A 12,585-nucleotide genomic window follows, 5' to 3' on the forward strand; every position below is an offset into this window, starting at 1 on the left:
GTACCCCGAAACCCAATTCCGGGGACTACAGACAGGATTCTATAGACCGCACCTATCGAGATAAATATGCAAATAGCGAACGCACTGTTGCCGCCCGATGAACAGTCGTCAGCCGAGGTGGCTTTGGGACGCCGCGTACAGCTCGCGGAACGTGCGCCCGGTCGGCGTCGGCATGTCGCGCGTATCCATCCAGCCGCCCATCATCGGCAGGCGGCGCAGCGTGCCGCCGCTGCCGCCCAGCCGCTCGAGAACGCGCACCGCGAGCTTGGTCGTCAGCGCATAGAGCATCGGCCGCCGCGCGAAGAAGCCCCAAGTGGCGAGGGCCGCCCGCTCGCGCCACGGCCGCAGATGGCGCTCGACCTGCTTCTCGCGCAGCGTGCGCAACAGGTGCGACAACGGAATCCCGGCCGGGCACACGCTGTCGCATTCGCCGCATAGCGTCGCGGCCTGCGGCAGGTCGAGCGTGCGGTCGAGCCCGACGTAGCTCGGCGTCAGCACCGACCCCATCGGCCCCGGATAGACCCAGCCATACGCATGGCCGCCGACCTTCTGGTACACCGGGCAGTGGTTCATGCATGCGCCGCAGCGAATGCAGCGCAGCATCTCCTGGAATTCGCCGCCGATCAGGCCCGTGCGTCCGCCGTCGACCAGCACCACGTAGTTGTGCTCGGGGCCGTCCTCGTCGCCGGGCCCGCGCGGCCCGGTCAGCAGCGAGAAATAATTCGACGTCTTCTGCCCGGTCGCGGAACGCGGCAGCAGGCGCATCGCGGTCGCGAGATCCTCGAGCGTCGGCAGCACCTTCTCGATGCCCGTCACCGCGACGTGCACGCGCGGCATCACCGTGCACATGCCCTCGTTCCCTTCGTTCGTCACGATCGCGACCGAGCCGGTCTCGGCGATCACGAAGTTGCCGCCCGTCACGCCCATGTCGGCCGACATGAAATGCGGGCGCAGCACCTCGCGCGCCTCGCGCGTCATGTCCGGAATCTCGGTGAGCCGCTCGCGGTGGTGCGTGCGCGCGAACAGGTCGGCGATCTCGTCCTTGTCCTTGTGCACGACGGGCGCAATGATGTGGCTCGGCGGCTCGTTGTCGTTGATCTGCAGGATGTATTCGCCGAGGTCCGTCTCGATCGACTGCACGCCCATCTCCGCGAGCACCGCGTTCAGGCGCATTTCCTCGGACACCATCGACTTGGTCTTGATGACCTTCTTCACGTCGTGCCGGCGCGCGATGTCGGCCACGAGCCGCGCGGCATCCGCGGTCGTTTCGGCGAACAGTACCGTCGTGCCGCGCCGCGTCGCTTCGCGCTCGAATGCTTCGAGCCACACGTCGAGGTTCTCCAGCGCGCGGTTGCGGCGCGCCTTCAGCGCGGCGCGCGTGGCCGGGAAGTCGATCGCGGTCATCGCGTCGGCGCGTGCCGACACGAACTTCGTCGACAGCTTCTTCAGGTTCTGCTGCAGGCGCTGGTCGGCCAGCTTCTGGCCGGCGCGCGCCTTGAAATGCATCGATTGGACTTGCATCGCGGTATCGGGGAATAAGTGAGCGGAACCGGGCGTCAGACGTCGCCCGCCAGCACCTGCGCGACGTGCAGCACGCGCGTGTCGCGGTCGCCGGTGCGGCGCAACCGCCCTTCGATGTTCAGCATGCAGCCGAGATCGCCGAGCACGACGGTGCCCGCGCCCGACGCGCGCACGTTCGCGCATTTCTCGTCCGCGATGGCCGCCGAGATGTCGCCGTACTTGACCGCAAACGTGCCGCCGAAGCCGCAGCAGTGCTCGCAGTCCTTCATCTCGGTAACCGCGACGCCGCGCTGCGCGAGCAGCGCGCGCGGCTGTGCCTTCACGCCGAGTTCGCGCAGGCCCGAGCACGCGTCGTGATAGGTGACGGGGCCCGTGAATTCGCCCGGCGCGAGCGACACCTTCGCGACGTTCGCGAGGAAATCGGTCAGCTCATGGACTTTCTGCTGGAACCGCGTGTAGCGTCCCATCAGTTCGGGGTCGTCGCGGAACAGGTCGCCGTAGTGCGCGCGGATCATCCCGCCGCACGAACCCGACGGGGCAACGACGTAATCGAACTGCTCGAATTCGCGCAGCGTCTTTTCCGCGAGGTCGCGCGCGAGCGCGCGGTCGCCCGAGTTGTAGGCCGGCTGGCCGCAGCAGGTCTGCGCGGGCGGCACGATCACCTCGTAGCCGGCGTCGCGAATCAGCTTGAGCGCCGAGAAACCGATTTCGGGGCGCATCAGATCGACCAGGCAGGTCACGAACAAACCGACTCGCATACGTGCTCCTTCGAGAAAACGGCACTCATTATCCGCCGTTTGGCCGGCAAGACCAACGCCGGTTCGCGCGCAAGCCCGCCGTGCGCGAAACGAGGACTTCCTCGAACGGCGTTCGCTTTTTTCACAATACGAGATACAATCGTTGCAACACCGCTTGACGCGTCAACCGATTTCTCCCCCGACATGAGCCAACCCACCCCGGATTCAAAAACGTCGATCCAGGTGATCGAACGCATGATGCGGCTGCTGGACGCGCTCGCCGCGCACAGTGATCCTGTCAGCCTGAAGGAACTGGCGCAGCGCACGGAGCTGCACCCGTCGACCGCGCACCGCATCCTCAACGACATGGTGACCTGTCGCCTCGTCGACCGCTCCGATCCCGGCACCTATCGCCTCGGCATGCGGCTGCTGGAGCTCGGCAACCTCGTGAAGGCGCGCCTGTCGGTGCGCGACGCGGCGCTGATGCCGATGCGCGAGCTGCACCGTCTCACCGGGCAGACCGTGAACCTGTCGGTGCGTCAGGGCGACGAGATCGTCTACATCGAGCGCGCGTATTCGGAGCGCTCGGGGATGCAGGTCGTCCGCGCGATCGGCGGCCGTGCGCCGCTGCACCTGACGTCGGTCGGCAAGCTGTTCCTCGCGGCCGACGAAACATCGCGCGTGCGCGCCTATGCCACGCGCACGGGGCTGTCCGGCCATACGCAGAACAGCATCACCGACATCGCAAAGCTCGAGCGCGAGCTGACGATCGTCCGCCAGCAATCGTGCGCGCGCGACAACGAGGAGCTGGAGCTCGGCGTGCGCTGTATCGCGGCCGGCATCTACGACGATTCGGGCAAGCTCGTCGCGGGCCTGTCGCTGTCGGCACCGGCCGACCGCCTGCAGGACGCGTGGCTCGGCCAGCTGAGCCGCACCGCGCTCACCATCTCGGAATCGCTCGGCTACCGGCCGGCGCCCTCGAAGGACGTGGACGGGCTGCAACGGCAGGCGTAAGGCTGCCCTCGCCGCTCCGGTTCCGGTTCCGGTTCTGCCGGACGAAAAAAAGCCCCGCGATTGCGGGGCTTTTTCGTTGCAGCCTGCGAAGCGGCCGTGAAACACCGCGGCGCGATCAGGTCCCGCCGTTCGGCGTGTTGGCTGCCGTCAGGCGCTCGCCGCCGCCGGCGTCGAGCCAGTTGCGCAGGCGCGATGCGTCGGCGAAGCGCGAGTACTTGCCGAACGAATCGAGCAGCACCATCACCATCGGCCGGCCGTGGATCGTCGCCTGCATCACGAGGCATTCGCCCGCTTCGTTGATGAAGCCCGTCTTCTGCAGGCCGATGTCCCACGAGCCGTTGCCGCGGATCAGCGCATTGGTGCTGTTGTAGACCAGGTTGCGCTTGCCCGTGTACACCTCGTAGGTGCGATCGGTCGAGAACTGACGAATCATCGGGTACTGGTACGCCGCATTGACCATCTTCACGAGATCACGTGCGCTCGACACGTTCGAGCTCGACAGGCCCGTCGAATTCTCGAAGTGCGTATCGGTCATGCCGAGCGCCTTCGCCTTCGCGTTCATCGCAGCGATGAACGCCGGACGGCCACCCGGGTAGTAGCGCGACAGCGACGCGGCCGCGCGGTTTTCCGACGCCATCAGCGCGATGTGCAGCATGTCCTCGCGCGACAGCACCGAGCCGACCGACAGGCGCGAGCCCGTGCCCTTCTCGTAGTCGCGGTCTTCGTCGGTGACTTCGATCTGGTCGGTCATCGGCGACTTCGAGTCGAGCACGACCATCGCCGTCATCAGCTTCGAGATCGACGCGATCGGCACGACGGCGTGCGAATTCTTGTCGAACAGCGGCTCGCCGGAATTCTGGTCGACGACGTACGCGACGCTCGAACGCAGCGCGAGCGCGTCGGGCGTGTCGTGCAGGCCGAACGCCTGGCCGACCGTCGGCCGGCGCGGCTGGAACGCGACCTTGCGGACCGCGCCGCGATGGCCGCCATGCAGGTTGTTCGCCGTGAGCGTCACGCGCTTTCGCGACGCTTTCGCGCGCGGCGCATCGGCCGCAGCGACCTTGGCGGATTTGTCGGACGTCGCCTTGGCCGACTTCTTCTTCGCTGACGAAGCAGGAGCGACGGCCTTTTTCTTGGCGGCTTGTTGGGTCTTCGCAGTGGCGGCAAAGGCGTCAGCAGGCACGACGGACGCGGTGGTCGCCAGCAAGGCGACTGCGACCGACACAGCCGTGCCGAGCGTCATGCTCTGCAACAATCTGCGGGGTGAAAACGATTCGGCTTTCATTGGGGTCTGGACAAAGCGGGCGGGAGGTTCCCGCAAGTGTAGTTAAAGCTGAAAAAAAGAGCAATATTAGGCACTTACCGATCGTCGTTAAACCGGAATGTAAGGGTCGGTCAACCTCAGACCAATGAACCCTCCCGCCCCCATCGAAAAAACTCATGGGTGCACTGCCCGACAGCGCCCGTCTCCCGATTACCACACGGTTAATTGAGATAACGTCACTTTGGAGGCGATTTAAAGCGGGGAAACTACGTATCCGGTGCCCGGCGTGCCAAAAGCGCCGGTCTCGACCGTGGCGGCGGCACGTCGCGACGGCACGCGCATCAAAAACAGCGCGTTTTTCGACAAGGACAGAAGGATAACGTTCCATGGGCCTGTCAGGTTTACCTGTGCATGATCATGGTGCGCCGCGCTTGCCCCGCGGTCGTGCGCACCATCTGGGATCACGCGTGAAACCGATTCCGGACGACCACGATAACTCGTTGTTTTATCGATAATTTGTCGCGATTGTGCAACGCACAAATAATACTTGACATCCGTTTTCTCTGCCCTAAAATACGCCTCATTGCTGCGTTGCACAAAGCACGCACATCCGAGGTTCCCCTGCGTAGTGCCCTTTACCCTGCGATCGACGTGATCGCTTTTCAGGAGCTTGACATGTCCTTGCTGACCCCCGAGCAAATCGCCGCTGCACAAAAAGCCAACCTCGAAAGCCTGTTCGGTCTGACGACCAAGGCGTTCGAAGGCGTCGAAAAGCTGATCGAACTCAACCTGCAGGTCGTGAAGTCGACGCTGGCCGAGAGCCAGGAAAACGCACAGCGTCTGCTGTCGGTGAAGGACGCTCAGGAACTGATCGCACTGCAAGCCAGCCTGTCGCAGCCGGTCGCTGAAAAGGTGCTGTCGTACGGCCGTCACCTGTACGAAATCGCATCGTCGACGCAAGCCGAGTTCACGAAGGTTGCCGAAGCGCAATTCGAAGAGCAGAACAAGAAGGTCCAGGCACTCGTCGACAACGTCGCGAAGAACGCCCCGGCCGGTTCGGAAACGGCTGTCGCCGCGCTGAAGTCGGCACTGAACGCTGCGAACACCACGTACGAAACGGTTCAGAAGGCCACGAAGCAAGCCGTCGAAATCGCTGAAACGAACTTCAACGCTGCTGCTGCCGTCGCAACGAAGGCTGCTACCGCCGCTGCTGCACGTCGTTCGAGCAAGCCGGCCGCGTAAGCGTCCCCTGCTCCTGAAAAAGCCGCGCCCAGCGCGGCTTTTTCGTTTCTGACGCCGGAACGTGTGCGAACCGGCAGCCGCCAGCCGGCTTCGAATGGCCGCTTGACCCTCGCGCCAGCTGCGTACAAAAGAAAACGCCGCCGCCCGGATTGCCCGGGCGGCGGCGTTTTTTCGCGGCCGGCGCATGGCCGGCCGTGCCGGCTGCGTTACTTCTTGCGTTGCGGCGGCAGGTCCGTACAGACGCCTTCGTACAGTTCGGCGGCCATGCCGACCGATTCGCCGAGCGTCGGGTGCGGATGGATCGTCTTGCCGATGTCTTCCGCGTCCGCGCCCATCTCGACGGCGAGGCACACTTCGCTGATCAGGTCGCCCGCGTTCAGGCCGACGATGGCGCCACCGATCACGCGATGGGTTTCCTCGTCGAAGATCAGCTTCGTGAAGCCTTCGTCACGGCCGTTCGCGATCGCGCGGCCCGAAGCGGCCCACGGGAACACGGCCTTGCCGTACTTGATGCCTTCGGCCTTGCACTGGTCTTCCGTCTTGCCGGCCCACGCCACCTCCGGATCGGTGTAGGCCACCGACGGGATCTGCAGTGCGTCGAAATACGCCTTCTCGCCGTGCGCGGCTTCCGCTGCGACGTGGCCTTCGTGCACGGCCTTGTGCGCGAGCATCGGCTGGCCGACGATATCGCCGATTGCGAAGATGTGCGGCACGTTCGTGCGCATCTGCTTGTCGACGTCGATGAAGCCGCGGTCCGTGACTGCGACACCGGCCTTGTCGGCACCGATCTTCTTGCCGTTCGGGCTGCGGCCCACTGCGACGAGCACGAGGTCGTAGCGCTGCGCTTCCGCCGGCGCCTTCTCGCCCTCGAACTTCACGTAGATGCCGTCTTCCTTCGCTTCCGCGCCGACCGTCTTGGTCTTCAGCATGACGTTGCCGAAGCGCTTCGCGTTGTACTTCTCCCAGACCTTCACGAGATCGCGGTCGGCGCCCATCATCAGGCCGTCCATCATTTCGACGACGTCGATCTCGGCGCCGAGCGTCGAGTACACCGTGGCCATTTCGAGGCCGATGATGCCGCCGCCGATCACGAGCATGCGCTTCGGCAGCTGGCGCAGTTCGAGAGCGCCCGTCGAATCGACGACGCGCGGGTCTTCCGGCATGAACGGCAGCTTCACGGCTTGCGAGCCCGCGGCGATGATCGCCTGCTTGAACTTGACGACCTTCTTGCCGTTTTCGCCCTGCACTTCCATGTGGAACGGATCGACGAATGCGCCGACGCCGGTGACCACTTCGACCTTGCGTGCCTTGGCCATGCCGGCGAGGCCCGTCGTCAGTTTCTTGACGACGCCGCCCTTGAAGTCGCGCAGCTTGTCGAGGTCGACTTCCGGCTTGCCGAACGTGATGCCGTGCGACGCGAGCGCCGCGGCTTCCTCGACGACGAGCGACGTATGCAGCAGCGCCTTCGACGGGATGCAGCCTACGTTCAGGCACACGCCGCCGAGCGTCGAGTAGCGTTCGACGAGCACGGTCTTCATGCCGAGATCGGCCGCGCGGAACGCGGCCGAGTAGCCGCCGGGGCCGGCGCCGAGCACGAGCATGTCGCACTCGATGTCGGCTGCGCCGGCGTAGCTGCCGGCTTGCGGCGCGGGCGCCGGAGCGGCTGCGGCCGGCGCCGGTGCAGCGGCTGCGGGCTTCGCTGCCTCGGGTGCCTTCGCGGGCGCCGCGGCGCCTGCCGAGGCTTCGACGATGGCGATGACGGTGCCTTGCGAGACTTTCTCGCCGGCTTTGACCTTGATTTCCTTGACGGTGCCGGCGACGTCGCTGGGCACTTCCATGGAGGCCTTGTCGGATTCGAGCGTGATGAGCGTTTGCTCTTTTTCGATCACGTCGCCGGGTTTGACGTTGACTTCGATGACATCGACGCCGCTGAAATCGCCGATATCCGGAACCTTGACTTCGATGAGACTCATTACTGTCCCCTTCTTGATTAGCTGCAGACAGAGGAGGAGAAACCCGCGAAAAACCCGCTACTACGGCCTGACAGAAGGACGGGAACCTGGGCAGGACCACCTTTGCCGTCCGCCCAAGGACGCGCCTTTCTTTTGGTTACTTTTCTTTGGAAGACAAAGAAAAGTGACCGCCGCCCCGCGCAGGGGCGACGCCAATAGACCGTTAGCGAAACAGGTTCAATGACAAAGGCGTGGAGAACCTACACAAAACCACGCCCCCGCGAGCCATCCCCCCGCTCATCAAAGAGCGATGCGACGGAAATCGCCGAGCAACGCGCCGAGATACGCATTGAACCGCGCGGCTTCCGCGCCATCGATCACGCGATGGTCATACGACAGCGACAGCGGCAGCATGAGACGCGGCACGAACTGCTTGCCGTCCCACACCGGCTTCGTCTGCCCGCGCGACAACCCGAGGATCGCCACTTCCGGCGCGTTGATGATCGGCGTGAAGTTCGTGCCGCCGATCCCGCCGAGCGACGAGATCGAGAAGCAGCCGCCCTGCATCTGGTCCGGCTTCAGCTTGCCTTCGCGCGCGGCCTTCGACAGGTCGCTCATTTCCTTCGCGATGTCGACGAGGCCCTTCTTGTCCGCATCGCGGATCACCGGCACGACCAGGCCGTTCGGCGTATCGGCCGCGAAACCGACGTGGAAGTACTGCTTGAACACGAGGTTGTCGCCGTCGAGGCTCGCGTTGAAGGTCGGGAACTTCTTCAGTGCGGCGACGACTGCCTTGATCACGAACGCGAGCATCGTGAACTTCACGCCCGCCTTTTCGTGCTCCTTGTTCAGCTGGACACGCAGCGCTTCGAGCTCGGTGATGTCCGCTTCGTCGTTGTTCGTGACGTGCGGGATCATCACCCAGTTGCGATGCAGGTTCGCGCCCGAGATCTTCTTGATGCGCGACAGCGGCTTCGCCTCGAACGGGCCGAACTTCGAGAAGTCGACCTTCGGCCACGGCAGCAGGTTCAGCTCGCCGCCGCCTGCCGGCGCGGCTGCCGCGCTCGGTGCCGCGCGCTGGCCCGTCATCACGCCCTTCACGAAGCCCGTGACGTCTTCCTTCGTGATACGGCCCTTCGGACCGGAACCCTGCACGCGAGCGACTTCGACGCCGAGTTCGCGCGCGAACTTGCGCACCGACGGCGACGCGTGGCTGGCGCGGTATTCACCCGACGGCGCGGCGGCCGGTGCGGCAGCAGCCGGTGCCGGCGCAGCCTTCGCGGGTGCCGGTGCGGCAGCCGGTGCCGGCGCGGCAGCGGCCGGAGCCGGTGCGCTCGCCTGCGGGGCGGCGGCCGGTGCGCCTGCGGCTTCGAGCAGCACGATCAGCGTGCCTTCCGATACCGAATCGCCCACCTTGACCTTGATGTCCTTCACGACGCCGGCGGCCGGGCTCGGCACGTCCATCGTCGCCTTGTCCGACTCGAGCGTGACGAGCGACTGTTCCTTCTCGACCGTGTCGCCGATCTTCACGCCGATCTCGATCACCGGCACATCCTTGTAGTCGCCGATGTCGGGCACCTTCACTTCGAGCGTGCCGCCGGCTGCGGCCGGTGCGGCCGCCGGGGCTGCTGCGGCCGGTGCCGGGGCTGCTGCCGGAGCCGGTGCTGCGGCCGGCGCAGCCGCGCCATTGGCCTGCGCCGCGGCGCCCCCTTCGAGCAGGATGATCAGCGAGCCTTCCGAAACGGAATCGCCCACCTTGACCTTGATTTCCTTCACGACGCCGCCTACCGGGCTCGGGACGTCCATCGTCGCCTTGTCCGACTCGAGCGTGACGAGCGACTGCTCGGGCTCGACCGTATCGCCGACCTTCACGCCGATCTCGATCACCGGCACGTCCTTGTAATCGCCGATATCCGGCACCTTCACTTCGATCGCTTGACTCATCTGTTTCTGTCTCCATGGCTGCGCGCGCTCCCTCGCGGGAGCGGCGCGCGGCATCACACGGCGTGTGCGTTAAACGGTCATCGGGTTGGGCTTGGACGGATCGAGGTTGTACTTGGCAATCGCGTCCGCGACCACCTTGCGCTCGATCGTGCCTTCGTCGGCCAGCGCGTTGAGCGCGGCGACGGTGACCCAGTGACGGTCGACTTCGAAGAAGTGACGCAGCTTCTCGCGGGTATCCGAGCGGCCGAAGCCGTCCGTGCCCAGCACGACGAAGCGGCGATCGATCTGGCCGCGGATCTGGTCGACCAGCGCGCGAACGTAGTCGGTCGACGCGATGACCGGGCCCTGCGTGTCCTTCAGGCACTTCTGCACGTGCGACAGGCGACGCTCTTCGGTCGGATGGAGCAGGTTCCAGCGTTCGACCTGGTGGCCTTCACGCGCGAGCTCGGTGAAGCTCGGCACGCTCCACAGATCGGCGGCAACGCCCCAGTCGTTCTTCAGCAGGTCGGCGGCAGCGATCACTTCGTTGAAGATCGTGCCCGCGCCGAGCAGCTGGACGCGCGGCGCCTTCTTGTCGGCGTCGGCCTTCTTGAACGCGTACATGCCCTTGATGATGTCGGCCGCCACGTGCTCGCCCTGCGGAATCGCCGGGTGCTCGTAGTTCTCGTTCATCACCGTGACGTAGTAGTACACGTCTTCCTGGTCCTGCACCATGCGGCGCAGGCCGTCCTGGATGATCACCGCGAGTTCATAGCCGAACGTCGGGTCGTAGCTCACGCAGTTCGGCACCGATGCCGCCCACAGGAGCGAGTGGCCGTCTTCGTGCTGCAGGCCTTCGCCGTTCAGCGTCGTGCGGCCCGCGGTACCGCCGAGCAGGAAGCCGCGCGAACGCATGTCGCCTGCGGCCCAGGCGAGGTCGCCGATCCGCTGGAAGCCGAACATCGAATAGAAGATGTAGAACGGCACCATGATCTCGCCGTGCGTCGAGTACGACGTCGCCGCCGCGATCCAGTCGCACATGCCGCCCGCTTCGTTGATGCCTTCCTGCAGGATCTGGCCGGTTTGCGATTCCTTGTAGAACATCAGCTGGTCGGAATCTTCCGGCACGTACTTCTGGCCTTCCTGGTTCCAGATACCGATCTGGCGGAACAGGCCTTCCATGCCGAACGTACGCGATTCGTCCGGGACGATCGGCACGACGCGCTTGCCCAGCGCCTTGTCCTTCAGCAGGATGTTCAGGATCCGCACGAACGCCATCGTCGTCGAGATCTCGCGGCCTTCGCCCGTGCCCTTCAGCAGCGGCTCGAACGCGTCGAGCGCCGGCACCGGCAGCGACGTCGCCTTCTCGCGGCGATGCGGCAGGTAGCCGCCGAGGTCCATGCGCTTCTGGCGCATGTATTCGAGTTCCTTCGAGCCTTCCTCGAACTTGAGGTACGGCACGTCGGCGATCTGCTCGTCGGTGATCGGCAGGCGGAACTGGTCACGGAACTTCTTCAGTTGCTCGACCGGCAGCTTCTTCTGCTGGTGCGTGATGTTCATCGCCTGGCCCGACTCGCCCATCCCGTAGCCCTTGATGGTCTTCGCGAGGATGACGGTCGGTGCGCCCTTCGTGTTCGTGGCTTCGTGGAACGCCGCGTAGATCTTGTGCGGATCGTGGCCGCCGCGGTTCAGCGCCCAGATGTCGTCGTCCGACCAGTCGGCAACCAGTGCCTTCAGTTCAGGCGTGTTGAAGAAGTGCTCGCGAACGAACGCGCCCGACTCCGACTTGTACGTCTGGTATTCGCCGTCGACGGCTTCCATCATGCGGCGCATCAGCGCGCCCGACTTGTCGCGGGCGAACAGCGCATCCCAGCGGCTGCCCCAGATGACCTTGATCACGTTCCAGCCGGCGCCGCGGAATTCCGATTCGAGTTCCTGGATGATCTTGCCGTTGCCGCGCACCGGGCCGTCGAGACGCTGCAGGTTGCAGTTGATCACGAACACGAGGTTGTCGAGCTTCTCGCGGCTCGCCATCCCGATCGCGCCGAGCGATTCCGGTTCGTCCGTCTCGCCGTCGCCGAGGAATGCCCACACCTTGCGGCCTTCCGTCTTCGTGATGCCGCGTGCTTCCAGGTACTTCATGAAGCGCGCCTGGTAGATCGCCATGATCGGGCCGAGACCCATCGACACGGTCGGGAACTGCCAGAAGTCCGGCATCAACCACGGATGCGGGTACGACGAGATGCCCTGGCCGTCGACTTCCTGGCGGAAGTTGTCGAGCTGCTCTTCCTTCAGACGGCCGAGCAGGAACGCGCGCGAATATACGCCCGGCGACGAGTGGCCCTGCACGAACACGAGATCGCCGCCGTGCTGGTCGGACGCTGCGTGCCAGAAGTGGTTGTAGCCGACGTCATAGAGCGTCGCGGCCGATGCGAACGACGCGATGTGGCCGCCGACGTTCGTGTCCTTGCCTGCGCGCAGCACCATCGCCAGCGCGTTCCAGCGCGTGTACGAACGGATGCGGTGCTCGATGTCCTGGTCGCCCGGGATCTTCGCCTGGCCGGCGACCGGAATCGTGTTGATGTACGGGGTATTGGCGGAGAACGGCAGGTGTTCGCCGTGCATGCGGGCGAACTCGATCTGCTTTTCGATCAGGTAATGCGCACGGCCGGTGCCCACGGAGGAGATCACGCCATCGAGCGACTCCAGCCACTCGACGGTTTCTTGCGGGTCGTCGTCACGTTCGGCGGCGACATATTTCATCACTTCGTTCGGTACAGCGGACATTCTCGTCTCCTGGGTCCTGGAATGTGAGGATCGCTCTCGTGCAGACGACGCGACACGGCCGGCTGCGGGCAAGCTCCAGCGGATTGTAATGAGCGTGCACGGGCCTGCGCAACAAAATTTTCGAATTGTGAGATCTTTTCTCGCA

Annotated in this window: 9 protein-coding genes; 2 read left to right on the plus strand and 7 right to left on the minus strand. The window is 64.9% G+C overall.

Annotated features, from left to right (window positions below; translation table 11 throughout):
• Positions 1–108: 108 nt before the first annotated feature.
• Positions 109–1,521: a lactate utilization protein B gene (locus ACWMMN_RS11175; RefSeq protein ID WP_059233715.1), complete on the minus strand. Its 1,413-nt coding sequence runs from the start codon at positions 1,519–1,521 to the stop codon at positions 109–111.
• A 35-nt stretch (positions 1,522–1,556) separates the two neighbouring features.
• Entirely contained in the window at positions 1,557–2,279 is a 723-nt protein-coding gene (locus tag ACWMMN_RS11180) for a (Fe-S)-binding protein (protein WP_174993526.1), read from the minus strand.
• A gap of 183 nt (positions 2,280–2,462) precedes the next feature.
• Between ACWMMN_RS11180 and ACWMMN_RS11185 the strand changes: the two genes are divergently transcribed.
• A complete protein-coding gene (locus tag ACWMMN_RS11185) occupies positions 2,463–3,272 on the plus strand; it encodes an IclR family transcriptional regulator (RefSeq protein WP_059233713.1) in 810 nt (269 codons plus the stop codon).
• Between the two features lie 115 nt (positions 3,273–3,387).
• On the opposite strand, the gene pbpG is transcribed toward ACWMMN_RS11185, so the two are convergent.
• Positions 3,388–4,557: a D-alanyl-D-alanine endopeptidase gene (pbpG, locus tag ACWMMN_RS11190; protein ID WP_059233712.1), complete on the minus strand. Its 1,170-nt coding sequence runs from the start codon at positions 4,555–4,557 to the stop codon at positions 3,388–3,390.
• Between the two features lie 231 nt (positions 4,558–4,788).
• Entirely contained in the window at positions 4,789–5,133 is a 345-nt protein-coding gene (locus tag ACWMMN_RS11195) for a hypothetical protein (protein WP_486422666.1), read from the minus strand.
• 78 nt (positions 5,134–5,211) lie between these two features.
• Between ACWMMN_RS11195 and ACWMMN_RS11200 the strand changes: the two genes are divergently transcribed.
• Entirely contained in the window at positions 5,212–5,778 is a 567-nt protein-coding gene (locus ACWMMN_RS11200; RefSeq protein ID WP_059233711.1) for a phasin family protein, read from the plus strand.
• A 206-nt stretch (positions 5,779–5,984) separates the two neighbouring features.
• On the opposite strand, the gene lpdA is transcribed toward ACWMMN_RS11200, so the two are convergent.
• From lpdA to aceE, 3 genes are all read right to left on the minus strand, one after another.
• Positions 5,985–7,751 (minus strand): dihydrolipoyl dehydrogenase, encoded by a 1,767-nt coding sequence (gene lpdA, locus ACWMMN_RS11205; RefSeq protein ID WP_059233710.1) that lies wholly within the window; start codon positions 7,749–7,751, stop codon positions 5,985–5,987.
• Between the two features lie 279 nt (positions 7,752–8,030).
• Positions 8,031–9,674 carry a dihydrolipoyllysine-residue acetyltransferase gene (gene aceF / locus ACWMMN_RS11210; protein WP_340624273.1) on the minus strand — a complete coding sequence of 548 codons (1,644 nt, stop codon included), beginning with the start codon at positions 9,672–9,674 and terminating at the stop codon, positions 8,031–8,033.
• Between the two features lie 69 nt (positions 9,675–9,743).
• Positions 9,744–12,440 (minus strand): pyruvate dehydrogenase (acetyl-transferring), homodimeric type, encoded by a 2,697-nt coding sequence (aceE, locus tag ACWMMN_RS11215; protein WP_059233708.1) that lies wholly within the window; start codon positions 12,438–12,440, stop codon positions 9,744–9,746.
• Positions 12,441–12,585 lie beyond the last annotated feature (145 nt).

Source organism: Burkholderia cepacia complex sp. TUM26381, from assembly GCF_057439935.1.

Bases quoted from the DNA above. Each gene is read 5' to 3' on its own strand.
- ACWMMN_RS11175 (WP_059233715.1), bottom strand. From the start codon at position 1,521: ATGCAAGTCCAATCGATGCATTTCAAGGCGCGCGCCGGCCAGAAGCTG.
- ACWMMN_RS11180 (WP_174993526.1), bottom strand. From the start codon at position 2,279: ATGCGAGTCGGTTTGTTCGTGACCTGCCTGGTCGATCTGATGCGCCCC.
- ACWMMN_RS11185 (WP_059233713.1), top strand. From the start codon at position 2,463: ATGAGCCAACCCACCCCGGATTCAAAAACGTCGATCCAGGTGATCGAA.
- pbpG (WP_059233712.1), bottom strand. From the start codon at position 4,557: ATGAAAGCCGAATCGTTTTCACCCCGCAGATTGTTGCAGAGCATGACG.
- ACWMMN_RS11200 (WP_059233711.1), top strand. From the start codon at position 5,212: ATGTCCTTGCTGACCCCCGAGCAAATCGCCGCTGCACAAAAAGCCAAC.
- lpdA (WP_059233710.1), bottom strand. From the start codon at position 7,751: ATGAGTCTCATCGAAGTCAAGGTTCCGGATATCGGCGATTTCAGCGGC.
- aceF (WP_340624273.1), bottom strand. From the start codon at position 9,674: ATGAGTCAAGCGATCGAAGTGAAGGTGCCGGATATCGGCGATTACAAG.
- aceE (WP_059233708.1), bottom strand. From the start codon at position 12,440: ATGTCCGCTGTACCGAACGAAGTGATGAAATATGTCGCCGCCGAACGT.